The sequence below is a fragment of the Aestuariibaculum marinum genome (genome assembly GCF_014596975.1).
In the GTDB taxonomy this organism is placed as follows: domain Bacteria; phylum Bacteroidota; class Bacteroidia; order Flavobacteriales; family Flavobacteriaceae; genus Aestuariibaculum; species Aestuariibaculum marinum.
The window spans coordinates 241,952-261,127 of sequence record NZ_JACVXD010000003.1; the positions used below are offsets into that span (position 1 = coordinate 241,952).

Sequence of the window (19,176 nt, forward strand, 5' to 3'; positions counted from 1 at the left end):
AGTATAAACATCAAACCATGCAACAACAGCAAAGCTTACAAAGTATAGCCCTTCTGGATTATGGAATTTATAGTTTCTACTCATTTTATCTTTAAATCTTGGACCACAAGATACAATCGTGCGGTAACTCGGCAGATGGCTTATGTTGTAAATCCATTTTCCTGATTTTAATTTAAACTTTCAATATGTTCGGCGATAAGCTTGGCGTGAATCCTGGAGTTTTCAATAAACCATTTATGGGTTTCATTGCCGCCACATATCACACCGGCTAAATATAAACCTTCAATATTCGATTCCATGGTTTCGGGATTGTAGCTCGGAATGTTTCTTCCGTCTTCTGATAATTCTATTTGACTTTGTTTTAAAAAATCGAAATCAGGAACATAACCTGTAAGCGCAACCACATAGTCATTTTCTAAAGTAAGATTGCCTTTAGGGGTTTTAATTTCTACGCTTTCTTCATTGATTTTGGTAATTTCAGAATTGAAATATGCTTTTATGCTACCTTCATTAATACGGTTAATAATGTCTGGACGCACCCAGTATTTTACACGTTCGCCAATGGTTTCACCACGCACCACCATAGTTACCTCCCCGCCTTTACGCCAAATTTCTAAAGCCGCATCAACCGATGAGTTACTGGCTCCAACAACAATGACTTTTTGTAGTGAATAGTTATGCGCTTCTTTATAATAGTGCGTGACTTTAGGCAAATCTTCTCCAGGCACACCAATAAGTTTCGGGATGTCGTAAAACCCAGTGGAGATAATTACTTTTTTTGCTAAATACTCAGTTTTAGAAGAAGACACTTTAAAAATATCTTCCATCTTTTCAATATGCTTTACGGTTTCATACAAGTGAATATTTAGTTTGTTTGAAGTCACTACACGTCGATAATATTCTAAAGCTTCATCTCGATTTGGTTTTGGGTTATTACTAATAAACGGAATTTCGTCAATCTCTAATTTTTCAGATGTTGAAAAGAAGGTCATGTTTTTAGGGTAATTGAAAAGGGAGTTGGTTAACGCTCCCTTTTCAACCACTACATAATTCCAGTTTCGTTTTTTACATTCCAAGGCACAGTTAATACCAATTGGGCCTGCACCAATAATTAAAACATCTAATATATTTTTCATTTAAATTTTTATGTCGTTAACCTGCTGTTATTTATTAAAATTATTAGGTCTTTATTTTTGCTTCAACTTACAGCTGTATTTTTTTTAAATTATTCAATCGTCGATTTAAACTAAATAAAAGTACCGCACATATAAAGGCTAAACCGGTAATAATGTACCAAGTGTTTTCGAAGCCTATGCCTGCAGATAGCTGTAAACCTGCATTGTGCCCAAAAATATGAGCTACTGAAAACGAAATGGAATACAAGGCCATATATTCGCCTTGATTCCCTTTTTTAGCACGCTCTATAGCAAAAGCATTCGAGAACGGAAAGGCAACCATCTCACCAAAAGTTACCAGTAGCATACCAATAATCAGAATGCCAGACCAGGATGTAAAGTTTAAAATTAAAAAACTAATTCCTGTTAGTACGGCCCCAAAAAACACTAGCCATAGTTTGGTAAAAGCTGTTCTTTCTAACCATTTAATTAATGGCATTTCAAAGATAAAAATTACAAAACCATTCATGCCTAAAATTAAACCAATTTCAAATTCACTTAACAAATGCACATCTTTATAGTAAATGGTGATTGATGAAAAATATTGTAGAAAAACAATGCCAAATAATACCATGGCTATAAAAAACACCAAAAAAGCGTGGTCTTTATAAACTGAAACTGGATTGTCGTTTTTTAATTCATCTAGTACTTTAGCTTTTTTAGGATTTAAAACTTTAATCATAACCAGTGCAGCAAGGACGCATGTAATACCATCTACCCAAAAAAGACCTGCATAGCCAAGACCAGTAATAATCATACCACCAATAGCGGGACCCGCCGAAAAGCCAAGATTAATAGCTAAACGAATTAAGGTTAATGAACGGATTTTATTTTCAGGTTTACTATAGGTATTAAGCGCCACAAATATGGCAGGACGAAAGGCATCGGCAACCATCATAACAATAAAGATTCCAATACATAGCGAAACGAAAGTGTTTAGAAATTGCAACGCAATGAACAGCACTCCTGTAGCTAATAAACTTCTAACCATAACCTTGTAATAGCCTATTTTATCGGTAAGCTTACCGCCAATCCATGATCCTACAACCGAACCTAAACCAAAGGCACTCATAATCCACCCTACTTGACTAACACTAAAATTTAAATCTTCTTTTAAATAAAGTGATAAAAAGGGAATTACCATGGTTCCGGCACGATTTATAAACGTAATGAGTGCTAGCCACCAGATTTCATCCGACAGCCCCTTAAAGGTGTTTATGTAGTTTTTATAAAGTGTTTTCATTGTTGGTTAGGCGTTAAAAATAAAAAAGTCCGACGTTTAAGTCGGACTTTTAATACATTGTAATATAATTTTATAATAATATCACCACAATATATAGCAAGCCCGACCTCGTTCTCTCACAGAGGTATATTGCTTTTTACAAATTGTGATCATATAGCGCATTGTCTAAATTTTTGAAATACAAACTTATAGAAAATAATTGGAAGTTGTATTTTTGAAATTAAAATTTATTTGAATGAAGTATGTTTTAATGTTATTAGTACTTGTTTTCGGCACTGTAGGTTGTCAAGTTAAAAAGCAGTACCACTTAGGAGAAACTGAATTTCAGCGTGAGTTGAATGCAGAATATAAGGATGCGACAACGTCGCCCTTAAAAGATGAAGATCGAAAGACTTTTGAAGGTTTGGAATTCTTTAAAAATGACTCAACATATGTTGTTAAGGCGACTTTAGAGTTGAAGCCTGATTCAAAATTTGTGCCTATGAAAACCACGACAAGTCGTATTTCAGAAAAACGAGTTTACGGGATTTTACATTTTCACTTAAAAGGACAATCATTCAAATTGAACATTTATCAGGATAAAGAATTAATGACTAAAGAAGGTTATGAAGATTATTTGTTTTTACCTTTTTTTGATGAAACCAGTGGTGAAGACAGTTATGGTGGCGGACGTTACATTGATGCTCGAATTCCTTCAGGAAATACCATGATTATTGATTTCAATAAAGCTTATAATCCATATTGTGCTTATAACGATAAATATTCTTGCCCAATCGTTCCCAGAGAAAACTATATACAAACGCGTATTGAAGCGGGAGTGAAGGCTTTTAAAAAGCATTAACAGGGTCTTCTTTAATGGCAATATAAATTTCCGTAATCCAGTCGGCAGGGTTGGGATTATTGTCGGGGTTTGTAATGTAAACTTCCAACATTGGTCCATCTTCAGCAAATTCTAATCCAGTATCAGGAATATATTTTAAAGCGGTTTCCCAGGCTTCTTTTAAATTACGGTAATCGCCTTTTAAAGTTGTTTTTAAGGCCCTAAAAGGTTCAATGTTGCCAATTAAAATATTACTATTTTTAGGTGTTAGTTCTTCGGTTATGGGCACACAACAAGAGAATTCGGCCGTATTATTCACCTCGTCCCATTGGGAGTAGTTTACAAATGGAGCTCCAGACATAGATATATTATGTTCTTTAGTATAAGACATAATTTGGTTAAACATGTCCTGCATTTTGTCTTCAAACTCACTTATTTCGCAGGTGGTGGAATTATATAAAAAGTGTTCCCCTGCATAACTTGTTATGCCATTAATTTTTATACTATATACTTCCATGCTTGCTAAAACAATGCTGTCTAATTTTTCAAGACTACGTTCGTAATGTGGACCTAATTGCTCTTCCATACTTCCTGTAAAGGCAGTGTAAGCTTTAAACCCGAAAGGTAGGTCGCTGCCATAAATACTCCAGGTTACATTGGTAGAGCCGTCTTTATTTGGATTAAATACCCAGTTTATTTTTGACGCAGGAAAATCTGCAATTTGCATTTCTTGGTTTATGGTAGCGTTTGGTAAAGTTTCAAGCGTGGTTATACTACCTTGACCGCTGTCGTCTTCCCAGGAGTACGAACTATTAATTCCAGAGGTTTGCTCGGGGTAAATAAGCTTCATTTCTGGATTGGCTTCAACCCAAGACGACCAGTCTTTCCAGTTTTTAAAGTCAATCACGTTGTTGTAAATAACCGATGCCGGGGCTTGAATGGTTCGTGTTCTACTAACTTCAAAGGTGTTAGGTTGAATAGCTACATAAATAGACGTGCCAATAACAGCAATTAACAATAAGAATAATATGTATTTAAAAGATTTCATATTGTTCTGTTTTTTAGAGAAGTATTTACACTATCAAAGATAAGGAATTAATATTTCTTGTTGAGAAATTATTACATTTGTAGACTTTAAAATAAAAATTTAATAACGAGAATGAGGTAATTGTCTTTAATTGTTAAATAGCCTCCTTTTCGAACTAAAACTCCAAACAAATGAATTTCAAACAAATACTGGGTGTTGCTTTCGTTTCTGCTACATTGTTTTCTTGTGGTAATGATAAAGCTAAAACAACAGAAGAGGTTACAGAAGTTAAGATTGCAGAAACCCCATTTAATTATAATGTCGAGCAATTTGCAGACATTAAGGTATTGCGATACCAGATTCCGGGATGGGAGAATTTATCGCTTAAAGAACAAAAGTTAGTATATTATTTAACGCAGGCAGGACTTTCTGGACGAGACATTATCTGGGATCAGAATTACAAGCATAATCTTAAAATCCGTGAGGCTCTAGAGCAGGTCTATAACAATTATGAAGGTGATAAAACGACTGACGACTGGAATGCTTTTGTGGTGTATTTGAAACGTGTGTGGTTTAGTAATGGTATCCATCACCATTATTCAAACGATAAATTGAAGCCAGAGTTTTCATCGGAGTATTTAAAGATGCTTTTAGCTGAAACCGATACTGAGTTGGAAGGCGAGGCATTCGACGTTATTTTTAACGATAAAGATGCTAAAAAAGTAAATTTAGCTAAGGGCATAGATAATGTATCTGCATCTGCTGTTAATTTTTATGGCGAGGGTGTTACTAATGCAGATGTTGAAAATTTTTATAAAGCAATGCAATCACCAGACCCGACAAAGCCATTATCATATGGTTTAAACTCGAAGTTGGTAAAAGAAGATGGTGTTTTAAAGGAATTGAAATATAAATCTGGCGGTTTATACGGTAAGGCTATAGATGAAATCATCAAGTGGTTAGAACTAGCTAAAGGTGTTGCAGAAAATGAAGCTCAGGCCAATGCTCTAGGATTATTGATTGAATACTATACTACAGGTGATTTACAAACTTGGGATGATTACAATGTGGCTTGGACAGCGGCCACTGAAGGTAATGTAGATTATATTAATAGTTTTATTGAAGTGTATAATGATCCGTTAGGTTACAGAGGTTCTTACGAAAGTATTATTCAGATTAAAGACTTCGATATGTCTAAAAAAATGGCTGTACTTTCTGAAAACGCGCAGTGGTTTGAAGATAACTCACCGCTTATGGAAGAACACAAAAAGAAAAATGTTGTGGGGGTAACATACAAAGTGGTAAATGTTGCTGGAGAAGCAGGAGACGCATCTCCAAGTACACCTATTGGGGTAAATTTACCAAACGCTAACTGGATTCGTGCAGCTGTAGGAAGTAAATCTGTGTCTTTAGGTAATATTGTACAATCGTACAATAATGCAGGAGGTTCAGAGCGCTTAAAAGAGTTTGTTAATGACGAAGAAGAGTTAGAGTTAGAAGAGGCTTACGGCCAGTTAGGTGATAAATTGCATACGGCTTTACATGAAGTTGTAGGGCATGCTTCAGGACAATTAAATCCAGGAGTAGGAGAAACAAAAGAAACACTTAAAAATTATGCGTCTACTTTAGAAGAAGGACGAGCAGATTTGGTAGCACTTTATTATTTGTATGATCCTAAATTACAGGAGTTAGGTTTAGTTGAAGATTGGCAAAAAGTAGGAAAAGCAACTTACGATGGATATATTAGAAATGGCTTAATGACCCAGTTAATTCGTTTGAATTTAGGTGATGATGTTGAAGAAGCACATATGCGTAACAGACAGTGGGTATCTGCATGGGTTTTCGAAAAAGGTCAAGCCGATAACGTGATTGAAAAAATAACACGAGACGGTAAAACATATTTCAATATTACCGATTATGAAAAACTACATAAGCTTTTCGGTGAATTATTACGTGAAACACAACGCATAAAATCTGAAGGTGATTTTCAGGCTGTTGAAGCTTTAGTTGAAGGTTATGGAGTAAAGGTAGATCAGACACTTCACGCTGAAGTTTTAGAGCGTAACGCTCAGTTTAAATCTGCACCTTATAGTGGGTTTGTAAATCCAGTATTGGTTCCGGTAACCGATAACAATGGAGAAATCACAGCAATTGAGGTAACTCAGCCAGAAACATTTGATGAGCAAATGTTAGATTATAGTAATCGTTACAACTTCTTACCAGAGGTAAACTAGAATATTTCTAGGACTATAAATTAGGAAACAGAATCCTTAAATCAAGACGTTAGTTTTTTAAAGGCTACGTTAAAAAATAAGTAGGTTAAGCTTATGGAAGATTTTAGGGTTCTGTTTTTGTTTTTTTATTGACACTAAAAATTAATAAAAAAACATTGACTAAAAGTAGACAACCAATTATAATTAGTACATCCATAAGTGTTTAGTTTTTGTGTTAGTTACCTATATGATGCATTAAACGCAAAAAGGTTGCGTCTTATTTTAAAAAAAATTTAATCGCCACAATAAAAAGGATAAATCCGATGAAAGCAAATAGCATCCAAATGCTGCCTTTGTAGAATTTTCGGTGTAGTTTTAAATCTTTTCGGTACATGAATCCTATAATGATGGAGAAGACAATAAAAAATATAATTCCGAAAATGATTTGACCTTTACTAAACATATAATTAATTTTAGGCAAAAATAAGTAAAAGTCTAGCTTTTCAATAGACTGGTGATAAATAATATTTGAATATATGAAGAATAAAATTGAAGCTGTAAAGGCATTTCATACAGCATTTAAAATAGGGCATAAAGAAACTCCAACCGCCGATTTAGGTTCAGACAAAAACACCTTGCGTTTTAACTTAATGAAGGAGGAAAACGAAGAGTATTTAGAAGCCGCCAATAATAATGATTTGGTTGAGGTTGCTGATGCCTTAGGTGATATGCTGTATATTTTATGTGGTACTATTATAGAGCATGGCATGCAGTATAAAATAGAAGAGGTTTTTGAGGAAATTCAGCGTAGTAATATGAGTAAATTGGGGGATAATGGTGAGCCTATTTACCGAGAAGATGGTAAAGTGCTAAAAGGTCCAAATTATTTTAAACCAAACATTGCCTCAATTCTAGATAAATAAAAAAAGAGAAGCTACTTTAGCTTCTCTTTTTTTATCAATATTATCAAAAGTAATTAGTCTACTTTGTATCTCCATCCAAATGGGTCTTCAACTTTATTCGTTTGAATATCTGTGATACGTTTCTTTAAGAAGCTAGCAAAAGTGTCCTCTAATTCTGGTAATTCGAAATCTTCGTCTTTATAACCAAATCCGGAAATAGGAGAGATTACAGCAGCTGTTCCAGCTCCAAACATTTCTTTTAATGTTCCGTTTTTAGCAGCATCAACCACTTCGTGAACAGAAAGTTTTCTAACTTCAACATTAATGCCTTCCGCTTTAGCTAATTCAACTATACTTTTACGAGTAATACCATCTAAAATTCTATCACTTGTAGGGGCAGTAATTAGGGTGTCGTTAATGCGAACAAAAATGTTCATAGCTCCAGCTTCCTCAATGTATTCGTGACTAGTGTCGTCAGTCCAGATTACTTGTTGGTAGCCTTTCTCAACAGCTAATTGCGTTGGGTAGAATTGCCCGGCATAGTTACCCCCAGCTTTAGCATAACCAACACCACCATTGGCAGAACGCGAATAGGTTTGTTCGATTAATACTTTTACTTTTCCTGAGAAATAAGAACCAGAAGGTGCCGTACAAATTAAGAATTTATATTCGTTGGCAGGCGATGCGTGAAATCCGCTTCCTGAAGCAAAAATAAAAGGACGTATATATAATGAACTACCGTCTTGCTTAGGGATCCAGTCTTTATCAACTTCCAATAAAGCTTTTAAACCATCCATAAAATAGTTTTCTGGTAATTCAGGCATTGCTAAACGCTTTGCTGAAATATTTAAACGCTTAAAGTTGTCTAACGGACGGAATAAATACACATCTTCATTGGCATCTTTATAAGCTTTCATACCTTCGAAAACCGATTGTCCGTAATGGAAAATCTTTGCAGAAGGATCTAAACTTATTGATTGGTAAGGAACTACCTTTGGCGCTTCCCATTTTTCATCTTTATAATTACACTCTAGCATATGGTCTGAAAAAACACTTCCAAAAGCCAGATTGTTAAAATCTACATCGTTTATTTTTGTAGTTTCTGATTTTATAATCTCTATGTCGTTGATTATTGAGTTCATAAATAGCGTTATTTTTATGCTACAAATTTAAGTAAAAACGTTTTTAAAAAAGCAGTATATTTACAACAAATCAATAAAAATTGAATTTTAGCGTATGAAAAATATATTATTTTCATGGATTTGCCTTTTTATGCTATTTTCTTGCAAAGAAAAGGTGGCTTACGAATCGTTTGGAAAGGAAATTACAGCCATAAATGCAAACAATGTAAAATCGATGACTAAGGCCTATAACGGAATGCAACTAGGAGATAGTACAAATTATAAATTAATAGCTGAGGTTAAAGACGTTTGCAAAGCTAAAGGTTGCTGGATGACTTTAAATTTGGAAGATGGTAAAGAGGTGATGGTGAAATTTAAAGAATATGCTTTTTTTGTGCCAAAGGATATTGAAGGAAAAGAAGTTGTAATTGAAGGTAAAGCGTTTGTAAATGAAGTGCCTGTTGATGAATTGCAGCATTATGCTCAGGATGCTGGTAAATCTGAGGAAGAAATAGCAAAAATTACAGAACCCAAAAGAACACTATCCTTTGAAGCCGAAGGTGTATTAATTAAACAGTAAAATTGGAAAGAGAAGTCGTTATAACTGGAGACGGGTCGTCTACTATACATTTACCGCAATGGAATGAGCAGTACCATTCGAAGCATGGTGCTATTCAGGAAGCATATCATGTGTTTATTAAATATGGACTTCATCATTATTGTTATTCTGAGCTTGATTCAGAATCTCAATTAAAGGTCGTGTCGAATGGAATACAAACAGCTCGCATCAGTATATTAGAAATTGGTTTTGGAACAGGACTGAATGCATTTATTACTTTATTGGAGGCTGAAAAACTGAAATGTTCAATTGATTATTATGGAGTAGAGGGGTATCCCGTTCAAAAGGAGGAAGTAGTCCAGTTAAATTATCCTGAAAAATTAGATGCTGCTAATAAAGAAAACCTCTTTATTAATTTGCACGATGTCTCTTGGGAAGACCGGCATAGTATTACATCAAATTTTTCACTTACAAAACAAAATCGATTCTTCTCAGAAATAAAAGAGAAGGAACAATTTAATATTATTTATTTTGATGCTTTTGGTGCTCGGGTTCAACCAGAATTATGGACAGAAGATATCTTTCAAAAAATGTACGAAGCACTTCAATACAACGGTGTTTTGGTTACCTACGCAGCAAAAGGTAGTGTGCGTAGAGCCATGCAAACTGTAGGATTTAGTGTTGAAAAATTACCTGGTCCACCAGGAAAGCGTGAAATGCTAAGGGCTACAAAAAAGTCCTGAGTATTCGAATTTTTTCAAATGTTGAGAGCAACGAAACATTCAGTGTAAGCTAAATGCTCAGATTACTAAAACAATCCAAAAGTTAATAATCGTTTGTTTGCTTGTTTCTTAATCTTCTATTATGTTAAACCTAACATAAATCTGTAGTTTGTAGTATTTGCATTTCGTAATTTTAGGACAAAGTACTATATAACATGAGGGTTTTAATTACCGGAGCTACAGGGATGATTGGGAGTGAGATAGTAAAGCACTGTTTCAAGAAAGGCATTTATGTAAACTATTTAACGACCAGTAAATCTAAAATAGAACAGAATGAGGATTATCAGGGGTTCTATTGGAATCCTAAAACTCAGGAAATAGATACGCAATGTTTCGAAGGAGTTGATGCTATAATTCACCTTGCCGGAGCCAGCATTTCAAAACGCTGGACACCTTGTTATAAAAAAGAAATCTTATCAAGTAGAAGAGATTCTACACGTTTGTTGGTTAATAGTCTCAAGGGCGAAATGCACTCCATTAAACAGGTTATCTCCGCTAGTGCAATTGGTATTTACCCGGACTCTCTTACCAATTATTACGAAGAAAATTATAAAGTAGAAGATACTTCTTTTTTGAGTAAAGTTACTCAAATTTGGGAGTCAGAAGTCGATGCGTTTTCAGAGCTAGATATCATAGTTTCTAAAATTCGAATAGGGTTGGTATTGTCTGATAAAGGCGGAGCCTTAAAAGAAATGCTTAAACCTGTGAAAATGGGAGTTGGAGCGGCTTTTGGTAAGGGAACGCAATGGCAGTCATGGATTCATATTCATGATTTAGCCGAATTGTTTTTATATGTTTTAAAACATCAATTACCAGGAGTTTACAATGCTGTAGCCCCTAATCCAGTTACCAATAATGAGCTTATTAAAATTATAGCTAACACGGTTGATGCGCCTTTAATAATGCCTAACATACCTAAAGTCTTCATGAAAATGATTTTAGGTGAAATGCATACTATTTTGTTTGACAGTCAGCGCGTAAGTTGTAAAAAAATAGAAGATAAAGGTTTTTATTTTAAATATCATCATTTACAACCTGCATTGGCCGATTTATTGGAATGATTTACTCATTGATTTCTGGTTTTTCAGTGAAGGGTTTAATGCCAAATTCAGGATAAATTTCAGTTGGATAATAAAATGTACCACCTTTGGAAACCAAAGAAATGTTTTTAATGGCTTTTATATCTTTGGTAGGGTCACCAGGTACTAAGAAGAAATCAGCAAGGTTGCCTTCTTCTATACTTCCAAGGTTTTCATCATCAAGATATTTGGCCATATCGTAGGATGCCAGTTTTAATAATTCGGCAGGGCTATAACCTAATTGTTCATAAAGTTCTAATTCTCGATGGTAGAAAAATGATCCTCCCAAATCAGTTCCCGGAACGATAAATATTCCTTTATCTTTCATCATTTTTAAGGTCTCAATAATTTTTGTAAAAGCTTCACGATAGGCAATGTCGTCCTCTGGATTAGAAATGTCGGCCATAGCAACTTTAAGGGAACGCTGAACACTAGGAGGCATATGGTCAATAATATCTTTTGTTCCTGGCCAAATTTCACCATTCCTGGCTAATAATAGCGCTTCGTGTATTGCTAAGGTAGGATCCATAGCTGTTTTGTTTTTTATAAACAATGCCATGGTTTCTTGAACTTTGTCACTGTTTAAATCAACTGAGGGAAGGCGTTTTAATGCGGTTAATCTTAATAGTGTTCGGGTATCTTCTTCAGGTTCTAAAACCCAGCCTAACATGGTTTGATTAATATGTGTCATTTCGTTGAAACCTGCTTTTAGCATATCGTCAGCATTTGAGAATGCTGGTACATGGCCACAAACAAACATACCATAATTATGGGCATGTTTTACAATGGCAGGAGCCCAGTCACCATTCATACTATTATAAAGTTTGATGCCGTAATAACCCATATCGTGATACTTATCAACAGCAGCCAGAGCTTCAGTTTTATTAGAAACGATGACACCGATATTGGCACTGTATGGGCTTTTACCTTCAATAAAACCTAATCTATGAATACTAGGTCCGGCAATGGTTCCGGAATCAATTTTGGTCATTAGTTCGGTTAAAACATCATTGTCATTACCCATATCTCTAAACGAAGTAACTCCGGCTAAAATATTAACCAACGCTTCCTCAACACCAGTATGGGCATGCATATCATACATTCCAGCAATTAAAGAACCGTTATTACCATCAATAATAACTTCATTATCTTTCGTTTCAGTAGGGGAATCTATTGAAATAATTCGATCGTTTTGAACGACAACAGAAGAGAGGTTAGAAAGCGATAAAGTTGTTGGGTTAAAAATATGAACATTGGTAATTCTAACATTTTTATTATAATTATGGGCATAAGTTTCCTGAAGTTTTTCGAAGCGATCTTTAGAATATTTTTCAGATAATGCTCTTAGTTTTTTTTCTTCACTTTCAAATCCTTCACGAACTATAATAAATCTTGGGTTAATAAAGGCAAAAAGGCGTTGTTCATCATCTAAAATAAAATAAGAGGGATTTGTGTCTGCGCCAGATAAGGCATAAGAGGTAACCTGAACATTGGTAGAGTCGTTTGAAACATTTAAAGATTCTATTTCAGTAAGCTTTAAAGTGCCTGCTGGAAGTATTTCTAATGAATAATTAGGTGCTTTTAATAAACTCCTGGCTGTTAATATAGTAGAATAAGGACTGCCCGACTGGTTAATATACCACATTGGTGAATCAACCATAGTGCTATCCGTACCTGTAGCATCTGTCCACATAGCTTTTAAGTTGTTTAAATTATAATGTTCGTCCACAGGATTGCCAAAAGTGCTATTGCCTTTAATATTCCAATTTATAGGAAACCCTTCATCATTGAGTACGATAGTTTCTTTAATTGTAGGGCCTCGACCGTTGTTTTTATAATCATAATCAATGAAAATACTGTCTTGAGAAATATGAGATTTAAGCTCGCCAACTTTCGTACCTGTAAAAATAACACTATAGGTTTCATTACCTTGGTAGGGTGCTAATGAAGATTGTTTTTGTTCTTTTTTACAGGCAGTTAGTGTAATAATTAAAAAAAGAATTACAGAATGAGGAAATTTCATAAAACAGGCTTTTTTAGTGATTAAATGCGCTAAAAAAATGAAAAGGGAGAATAATGACTAATATAGTAATAAAATGTATTTGTTTGATATTAAGTTGGTTAAAATTTAAAATATAAACTAGTAGATAAAGGTTTCTATTTTAAATATCATCATTTACAACCTGCATTAAATGATTTGTTGACCTAAATTCATAAAAAAAAGCTGCTCTTTTGTATAGAACAGCTTTCCTAAAAAAAATATTCTAAAAACTAAGACTTAGTTGCTTTTACTGTAACTTTTAACTCAATATCGTCGTTTATAAATTTGTCTCCTAAATCATCAAAAAATGATTTTGATCCATATTTTACATTCCATTTAGAGCGGTCTATAGTAAACATATCACTTACTAAAGTAAGGGTTTCACCTTCGTGGGTAACCGATACTGGAAAGGTTACATTATTTGTGGTACCTTTTAAGGTTAAATTCCCTGAAAGCATGGTTTTGCCGTTTTCATTTTTTAAACTGGTTATTTCAAACGTTGAGGTAGGGTAGGTTTCCACTTCAAAAAAATCAGCACTTTTTAAATGACCTTCAAGTTTAGCACTACCTTCAGCATCTTTTAAGGACGTCATGTCTATGACAAAACTGCCTCCTGAAATTTTAGAGTCGACTAAACTCAAATCACCTTCCTTAATATCGATGGTGCCATAATGACTTCCTGTAGGTTTATAGCCTTTCCATTCGATAGTCGAAGCTGATAAATTGGTGGTGTAACTTACACCTGAAGGGGTTTCAATTACTTGCTCAGCTTCGGTTGTTGCCGCTTCTTTAGCTTTTTCTTTACATGAAAAAAAGGAGATTGATAAGGTAGAAAGAAATAATACGGTAAATAAATTTTTCTTCATTTTTAAATCTGTTTTGGGTTATAAACTCATAAAGTTAATAATTACAAAATAACTTTAAACTTAGTTTAATGAAATTCATACTAATTTTTTTGTGACATTATGACATTTTTAGAATAATGGCAGTACTTTTGCCAATCAGTTTTAGTATTTGTATAAAAATTTAGATACAGCGATGAGTAAAAAAGAACACGATATAGAAAAGGAGCAAGTAGAAGCCGTAGAAAACGAAACAGTTGAGGTTGAAGAACAAGTTGAAGAAAAGACTGTAGAAGAAAAGCTTCAAGATGAGTTAAAACAAGAGAAAGATAAGTTTTTACGCTTATTTGCCGAGTTTGAAAATTATAAAAAAAGAACTTCTAAAGAGCGTGTCGATTTGTTTAAAACGGCAAGTCAGGACGTGATGGTGGCTTTATTACCTATTTTAGATGATTTTGACAGAGCCTATGTTGAAATTTCTAAAACCGAAGAAAAGGAATTATTAAAAGGTGTTGAACTTATTAGTAATAAATTAAAATCTACCCTTCAACAAAAAGGTTTAGAAGTTATAGAGGCCGCTCAAGGTGATGCTTTTAATGCAGACAACCACGAGGCGATTACGCAAATACCTGCGCCTTCAGAAGATTTAAAAGGAAAAATTATCGATGTTATCGAAAAAGGATATAAACTTGGCGATAAGATAATTCGTTTCCCAAAAGTAGTAATAGGACAATAAAAAAGGAACATGGCTAAAAGAGATTATTACGAAGTATTAGGAGTAAGCAAAGGTGCCAGTGCAGCCGAAATAAAAAAGGCGTACCGCAAAAAGGCAATCGAGTTTCACCCTGATAAAAATCCGGATAATAAAGAAGCAGAGACAAAGTTTAAAGAAGCAGCAGAGGCTTATGAAGTACTAAGCGACGCCGACAAAAAAGCACGTTACGATCAGTTTGGTCATCAAGCATTCGAGAACGGTGGCGGCTTTGGCGGCGGAGGTATGAATATGGATGACATATTCAGCCAGTTTGGAGATATCTTCGGCGGAGGCTTTGGTGGCGGCTTTGGCGGTTTCGGCGGAGGCGGTGGTCCACGTCGTACTAAAGGAAGCAATCTGCGTATTCGTGTGAAGTTAACTTTAGAAGAAGTTGCTAACGGCGTTGATAAAAAGATAAAAGTAAAACGTAAAGTTCAAGCTCCAGGAACAACCTATAAAACCTGTACAACATGTAATGGTTCTGGTCAGGTAACGCGTATTGCCAATACCATTTTAGGTAGAATGCAAACGTCTGCACCTTGTAATGCCTGTGGTGGTTCTGGTCAAACTATCGATCAAAAACCAGCCGATGCAGATGCGCAAGGGTTAAAAGTAGCAGAAGAAACAGTTTCTATTAAAATTCCTGCAGGGGTTGTAGATGGTATGCAACTTAAAGTGTCAGGAAAAGGAAACGAAGCACCAGGAAACGGTATTCCAGGTGATATTATAGTAGTGATTGAAGAAGAACAACACGAAAAATTACAACGTGAAGGCGACAATCTGCACTATGATTTGTATGTAAGTTTCCCTGATGCTGTATTAGGAACGTCGAAAGAAATAGATACCGTAACAGGTAAAGTACGTATTAAAATTGAGCCTGGTGTACAATCGGGTAAGATTTTACGTTTACGCGGCAAAGGTATTCCAAGTATAAATGGTTACGGAAAGGGAGATTTATTAGTTCATGTAAATGTATGGACTCCTAAAACATTAAATAAACAACAACGTGAATTTTTCGAATCTATGCAGGAAGATGAGCATTTCTCACCAAAACCGGAAAGTTCAGATAAATCATTTTTTGAAAAAGTAAAAGATATGTTTTCATAGAAAGTAGCAGTTTTTAGTATTCTAAAACTAACCTGCTGTTTTTTAAAAAGTTCTTAATTCTTTTTATTTGGAATTAAGAATAAAAAAACTATATTTGATTCATCACTAAATTTATTTTAGTGATAATTTTTCTTTTTCATAGCAATTTTTTCCCATCCTTAATCCTTTTTAAGGGTGGGTTTTGTTTTTATAAAAACACCAAAAAGCTATTGGCTTTACAATTAATAAATTAGGCTTTTAAGATTAAATTGTTGAAACCGTTTAGAGGTCTCTTAACATTTAATATCTTTACCAATCATTAGTCAATATAAATTATACCAATGAGCAACTTATTAGAAGTTAATCAGGTTTCTAAACATTTTGGAGACTTCAGGGCGCTTAACAATGTGTCTATATCTATTCCAAAGGGCAGTATATTCGGGCTATTAGGTCCTAACGGTGCCGGAAAAACTACATTAATACGTATTATAAATCAAATTACTATGCCAGATTCTGGTACGGTACGTATAGATAACGAGTTACTTAACGAAAACCATATTAAAGATATTGGGTATCTGCCTGAAGAACGTGGTTTGTACAAATCGATGAAAGTGGGCGACCAGGCTCTATACTTAGCACAATTAAAAGGGTTAAGTAAAGCAGAGGCTAAAGAGCGATTAAAATACTGGTTCGACCGTTTAGAAATTGGCGACTGGTGGAACAAAAAAATTCAGGAACTCTCAAAAGGAATGGCGCAAAAAATTCAGTTTGTGGTTACTGTTTTACATGAACCGAAATTATTAATTTTCGATGAACCGTTTTCAGGGTTCGATCCTATTAATGCGAATTTAATAAAGGATGAAATTTTACGCCTTCGTGAAAATGGTGCAACGGTTATTTTTTCAACCCACCGTATGGAATCGGTTGAAGAGTTATGTGATGATATTGCATTAATAAATAAGTCGAATAAAATCCTTGACGGAAAATTAATTGATATTAAGCGACAATATAAAATTAATACCTTTGAAGTAGGTGTTAAAACAGCTGATAATCTTGCGCTGCAAAATAAATTATCAGATAAATTTACGGTGTCTCCGGCTAGTTTTAAGACTTTAGATGATGAGCTTAAGCTTAACATCAAGCTATCAAACGGAGAAAGTCCTAACGATTTATTGAACTATTTAACTGGACAAGGTGAGGTGTCTCACTTTGTGGAATTAATTCCGAGTGTTAATGATATTTTTATTCAAACCGTAAAGAATAATCAATAGAAAAATGAACCATTTACCACTAATAATAAAGCGAGAGTATTTAACAAAAGTTAGAAACAAATCGTTTATAGTCATGACGTTTTTAAGTCCGCTGGTTATGATTATTCTTGTTTCTGTTGTTGCCTATTTAACACAGTTGAACAATGAAAAAGTTAGAACGATCTCAGTATTGGATGAGTCTGGGGTAGTACAGGACATTTTTAAAAGTAACGACAAAACCACCTACAACATATTAAACGAGATGTCTCTAGGAGACGCAAAAGTGTTCGCTAAAGAGACAGAAGCTTACGGTTTACTTTATATCGGTGATTTTAAAAATGTGAATGAAGCTGAAAATCACATTCAATTTTATTCAGAAGAGTCTCCGTCTTTAACACTTATTTCAGATCTTGAAGGTCAGTTAGAAAAGAAACTTACCAATCTAAAGCTTTTAGATAATGGGGTAGATGTCGATATGATTAACGCTTCAAAAATCAATATAAATATTGCTCAGGAAAGTTTTGAAGGAGAGAAAACTTCAAAAACCGATAGTGTTGTAAAACTTATTTTTGGAGGCGCAGCGGGATATTTACTTTTCATGTTTATCATTATTTATGGAAACATGATTATGCGTAGCGTTATTGAAGAAAAAACCAGCAGAATTATCGAGGTTATAATTTCTTCGGTTAAGCCAGTGCAATTAATGTTTGGTAAGATTGTTGGAACATCATTGGCCGGAATTACACAATTTATTATTTGGTTAATTATTGGTAGTATTCTGTTGACAGTTATTTCTGTATTCTTTGGTATAAATGTTATGGAAACGCAGCAGCAAGAGATGATGAATCAGGCTATGGCAAACCCTGAAATAAATGCGCAGGTTCAAAATTTTGTGACCTCATTCTATAATTTACCATTAACGAATTTAATTTTCGCATTTATTTTATTCTTTATCGGTGGTTACTTATTATATAGTTCATTGTATGCAGCTATTGGTGCAGCCGTCGATAATGAAACAGATACGCAGCAATTTATGTTGCCCATTATAACACCATTAATGTTAGCGGTTTATATTGGGCTTTTTACGGTAATAGAAGATCCGCACGGAACGGTGTCTACCGTGTTTTCATTTATACCATTAACATCGCCGGTAGTTATGCTTATGCGTATTCCTTTTGGTGTTCCACTTTGGCAGCAAATAGTATCTTTTGTAATTTTAATTGGTACTTTTATGTTTACGGTATGGTTTGCAGCCAAAATTTATAGGGTAGGTATTTTAATGTATGGTAAAAAGCCAAGCTATAAAGAACTGATTAAATGGATTAAATATTAACATGACTCAGGAATTAGAAAAAATAGAAAAGGCAGTAACGGAGAGTTCCGTTTGGAGTAAAATTAAAGATTTTTTAAATCTACATGTCGAAATAACCGAGAAGATTCATATTTCGGTTCTCGATGTTATAGCCATTATCACTGCCATTTTTGTTACTACTTTGGTATTGCGAGTGATTTTAAAGCTTATTACCAAAAAGTTACCCGAAGAAGAAAAAGGGAAATTCAATGTGGTTTTCGGGTATTTTAGATGGCTCGTTTATCTCATTATCCTTTTAATTACATTAAATGCTGTAGGGGTCAATGTTACAGCTGTTTTTGCGGCTTCCGCAGCCTTAATGATTGGTATTGGTTTAGCCTTGCAAACGTTGTTTCAGGATATTATTTCTGGAATATTTATATTGGTAGATCAAACGGTTCATGTTGGAGATATTATTGAGTTAGAGGGGAAAATTGGTCGTGTTGAAGAAATAAAATTGCGCACAACAAGAGCTGTAACTATTGATAATAAAGTGCTAATCATTCCAAACCATTTGTATTTAGAAAACAGTTTGTATAACTGGACGCAAAACGGAAGTACTACACGAGAAAGTGTTACGGTTGGCGTGGCCTATGGTAGCGATGTACAGTTGGTAAAAGAACTTTTAATACAAGCGGCTAATTCACATCCGGACGTAATGGCAACTTCAGAAACAGTAGTCCGTTTTGAAGATTTTGGCGATAGTTCGTTAAATTTCAGAGTGATTTTTACATTAAGTGATAGCTTTAATGCCAATATGCCTAAAAGTGATATTCGTTTTGAGATCGATCGGTTATTTAGAGAACACAATATTAGTATTCCGTTCCCACAACGCGATATTCACATTATTCAAAACCCAAATCAAAGTGTCAATCTAAACTTAAAATCTTCTGGTAATACACCGAAGTTAGAAGACCAAAACCAATAAACA

Annotated in this window: 17 protein-coding genes; 11 read left to right on the plus strand and 6 right to left on the minus strand. The window is 34.4% G+C overall.

From position 1 onward, the window contains the following. Positions 1–167 precede the first annotated feature (167 nt). Positions 168–1,136 carry a YpdA family putative bacillithiol disulfide reductase gene (locus tag ICJ85_RS08305; RefSeq protein WP_188223328.1) on the minus strand — a complete coding sequence of 323 codons (969 nt, stop codon included), beginning with the start codon at positions 1,134–1,136 and terminating at the stop codon, positions 168–170. A gap of 67 nt (positions 1,137–1,203) precedes the next feature. Beyond that, positions 1,204–2,418 (minus strand): MDR family MFS transporter, encoded by a 1,215-nt coding sequence (locus ICJ85_RS08310; protein WP_188223329.1) that lies wholly within the window; start codon positions 2,416–2,418, stop codon positions 1,204–1,206. A 235-nt stretch (positions 2,419–2,653) separates the two neighbouring features. On the opposite strand from ICJ85_RS08310, the gene ICJ85_RS08315 reads away from it, so the two are divergent. Beyond that, a complete protein-coding gene (locus ICJ85_RS08315; RefSeq protein ID WP_188223330.1) occupies positions 2,654–3,259 on the plus strand; it encodes a DUF1684 domain-containing protein in 606 nt (201 codons plus the stop codon). Here ICJ85_RS08315 and ICJ85_RS08320 read toward each other — a convergent pair. Continuing rightward, positions 3,246–4,286, minus strand: coding sequence for an SRPBCC family protein (locus ICJ85_RS08320; RefSeq protein ID WP_188223331.1), 1,041 nt, complete (start codon positions 4,284–4,286; stop codon positions 3,246–3,248). The two genes, ICJ85_RS08315 and ICJ85_RS08320, sit on opposite strands and share 14 nt — an antisense overlap. 170 nt (positions 4,287–4,456) lie before the next feature. Here ICJ85_RS08320 and ICJ85_RS08325 point away from each other — a divergent pair, with 170 nt between their 5' ends. Together ICJ85_RS08325 and ICJ85_RS08330 are read left to right on the plus strand one after the other, a co-directional pair. Next, entirely contained in the window at positions 4,457–6,499 is a 2,043-nt protein-coding gene (locus ICJ85_RS08325) for a dipeptidyl-peptidase 3 family protein (protein ID WP_188223332.1), read from the plus strand. A 515-nt stretch (positions 6,500–7,014) separates the two neighbouring features. Then, positions 7,015–7,401, plus strand: coding sequence for a pyrophosphohydrolase domain-containing protein (locus ICJ85_RS08330; protein WP_188223333.1), 387 nt, complete (start codon positions 7,015–7,017; stop codon positions 7,399–7,401). A gap of 53 nt (positions 7,402–7,454) precedes the next feature. On the opposite strand, the gene ICJ85_RS08335 is transcribed toward ICJ85_RS08330, so the two are convergent. Next, positions 7,455–8,522, minus strand: a complete 1,068-nt coding sequence (locus ICJ85_RS08335; RefSeq protein WP_188223334.1) for a branched-chain amino acid aminotransferase — start codon at positions 8,520–8,522, stop codon at positions 7,455–7,457. A gap of 94 nt (positions 8,523–8,616) precedes the next feature. Between ICJ85_RS08335 and ICJ85_RS08340 the strand changes: the two genes are divergently transcribed. The 3 genes from ICJ85_RS08340 (at position 8,617) to ICJ85_RS08350 (ending at position 10,903) form a co-directional block, all read left to right on the plus strand. Continuing rightward, entirely contained in the window at positions 8,617–9,081 is a 465-nt protein-coding gene (locus ICJ85_RS08340; protein WP_188223335.1) for a DUF4920 domain-containing protein, read from the plus strand. Positions 9,082–9,083: 2 nt separating this feature from the next. Further along, complete coding sequence (gene mnmD / locus ICJ85_RS08345) at positions 9,084–9,803, plus strand: tRNA (5-methylaminomethyl-2-thiouridine)(34)-methyltransferase MnmD (protein WP_188223336.1); 720 nt, start codon at positions 9,084–9,086, stop codon at positions 9,801–9,803. Between the two features lie 194 nt (positions 9,804–9,997). Next, positions 9,998–10,903, plus strand: a complete 906-nt coding sequence (locus tag ICJ85_RS08350) for a TIGR01777 family oxidoreductase (protein WP_188223337.1) — start codon at positions 9,998–10,000, stop codon at positions 10,901–10,903. A 1-nt stretch (position 10,904) separates the two neighbouring features. Here ICJ85_RS08350 and ICJ85_RS08355 read toward each other — a convergent pair whose 3' ends face one another. Continuing rightward, positions 10,905–12,944: an amidohydrolase family protein gene (locus tag ICJ85_RS08355; protein ID WP_188223338.1), complete on the minus strand. Its 2,040-nt coding sequence runs from the start codon at positions 12,942–12,944 to the stop codon at positions 10,905–10,907. A gap of 248 nt (positions 12,945–13,192) precedes the next feature. Beyond that, the gene (locus ICJ85_RS08360; protein WP_188223339.1) at positions 13,193–13,828 is read right to left on the minus strand and encodes a YceI family protein; all 636 of its coding nucleotides are present in this window, start codon (positions 13,826–13,828) and stop codon (positions 13,193–13,195) included. Between the two features lie 172 nt (positions 13,829–14,000). Here ICJ85_RS08360 and ICJ85_RS08365 point away from each other — a divergent pair, with 172 nt between their 5' ends. The 5 genes from ICJ85_RS08365 to ICJ85_RS08385 all read left to right on the plus strand — a co-directional run bounded on the left by ICJ85_RS08365 (position 14,001) and on the right by ICJ85_RS08385 (position 19,173). After that, the gene (locus tag ICJ85_RS08365; protein ID WP_188223340.1) at positions 14,001–14,540 is read left to right on the plus strand and encodes a nucleotide exchange factor GrpE; all 540 of its coding nucleotides are present in this window, start codon (positions 14,001–14,003) and stop codon (positions 14,538–14,540) included. 9 nt (positions 14,541–14,549) lie between these two features. Then, the gene (gene dnaJ, locus ICJ85_RS08370) at positions 14,550–15,665 is read left to right on the plus strand and encodes a molecular chaperone DnaJ (RefSeq protein ID WP_188223341.1); all 1,116 of its coding nucleotides are present in this window, start codon (positions 14,550–14,552) and stop codon (positions 15,663–15,665) included. 320 nt (positions 15,666–15,985) lie between these two features. Next, the gene (locus tag ICJ85_RS08375; RefSeq protein WP_188223342.1) at positions 15,986–16,915 is read left to right on the plus strand and encodes an ABC transporter ATP-binding protein; all 930 of its coding nucleotides are present in this window, start codon (positions 15,986–15,988) and stop codon (positions 16,913–16,915) included. A gap of 4 nt (positions 16,916–16,919) precedes the next feature. After that, on the plus strand, positions 16,920–18,227 hold the full coding sequence (locus ICJ85_RS08380) for an ABC transporter permease (RefSeq protein WP_188223343.1): 1,308 nt from the start codon (positions 16,920–16,922) through the stop codon (positions 18,225–18,227). A gap of 1 nt (position 18,228) precedes the next feature. Beyond that, positions 18,229–19,173, plus strand: a complete 945-nt coding sequence (locus ICJ85_RS08385) for a mechanosensitive ion channel family protein (RefSeq protein ID WP_188223344.1) — start codon at positions 18,229–18,231, stop codon at positions 19,171–19,173. Positions 19,174–19,176 lie beyond the last annotated feature (3 nt).

Excerpts from the sequence above, each read along its gene's own strand:
- ICJ85_RS08350 (WP_188223337.1), top strand. The coding sequence starts at position 9,998 with ATGAGGGTTTTAATTACCGGAGCTACAGGGATGATTGGGAGTGAGATA.
- ICJ85_RS08360 (WP_188223339.1), bottom strand. The coding sequence starts at position 13,828 with ATGAAGAAAAATTTATTTACCGTATTATTTCTTTCTACCTTATCAATC.
- ICJ85_RS08315 (WP_188223330.1), top strand. The coding sequence starts at position 2,654 with ATGAAGTATGTTTTAATGTTATTAGTACTTGTTTTCGGCACTGTAGGT.
- ICJ85_RS08325 (WP_188223332.1), top strand. The coding sequence starts at position 4,457 with ATGAATTTCAAACAAATACTGGGTGTTGCTTTCGTTTCTGCTACATTG.
- ICJ85_RS08355 (WP_188223338.1), bottom strand. The coding sequence starts at position 12,944 with ATGAAATTTCCTCATTCTGTAATTCTTTTTTTAATTATTACACTAACT.
- ICJ85_RS08365 (WP_188223340.1), top strand. The coding sequence starts at position 14,001 with ATGAGTAAAAAAGAACACGATATAGAAAAGGAGCAAGTAGAAGCCGTA.
- ICJ85_RS08310 (WP_188223329.1), bottom strand. The coding sequence starts at position 2,418 with ATGAAAACACTTTATAAAAACTACATAAACACCTTTAAGGGGCTGTCG.
- ICJ85_RS08320 (WP_188223331.1), bottom strand. The coding sequence starts at position 4,286 with ATGAAATCTTTTAAATACATATTATTCTTATTGTTAATTGCTGTTATT.
- ICJ85_RS08375 (WP_188223342.1), top strand. The coding sequence starts at position 15,986 with ATGAGCAACTTATTAGAAGTTAATCAGGTTTCTAAACATTTTGGAGAC.
- ICJ85_RS08335 (WP_188223334.1), bottom strand. The coding sequence starts at position 8,522 with ATGAACTCAATAATCAACGACATAGAGATTATAAAATCAGAAACTACA.
- ICJ85_RS08305 (WP_188223328.1), bottom strand. The coding sequence starts at position 1,136 with ATGAAAAATATATTAGATGTTTTAATTATTGGTGCAGGCCCAATTGGT.
- ICJ85_RS08340 (WP_188223335.1), top strand. The coding sequence starts at position 8,617 with ATGAAAAATATATTATTTTCATGGATTTGCCTTTTTATGCTATTTTCT.
- ICJ85_RS08330 (WP_188223333.1), top strand. The coding sequence starts at position 7,015 with ATGAAGAATAAAATTGAAGCTGTAAAGGCATTTCATACAGCATTTAAA.
- dnaJ (WP_188223341.1), top strand. The coding sequence starts at position 14,550 with ATGGCTAAAAGAGATTATTACGAAGTATTAGGAGTAAGCAAAGGTGCC.
- ICJ85_RS08385 (WP_188223344.1), top strand. The coding sequence starts at position 18,229 with ATGACTCAGGAATTAGAAAAAATAGAAAAGGCAGTAACGGAGAGTTCC.
- ICJ85_RS08380 (WP_188223343.1), top strand. The coding sequence starts at position 16,920 with ATGAACCATTTACCACTAATAATAAAGCGAGAGTATTTAACAAAAGTT.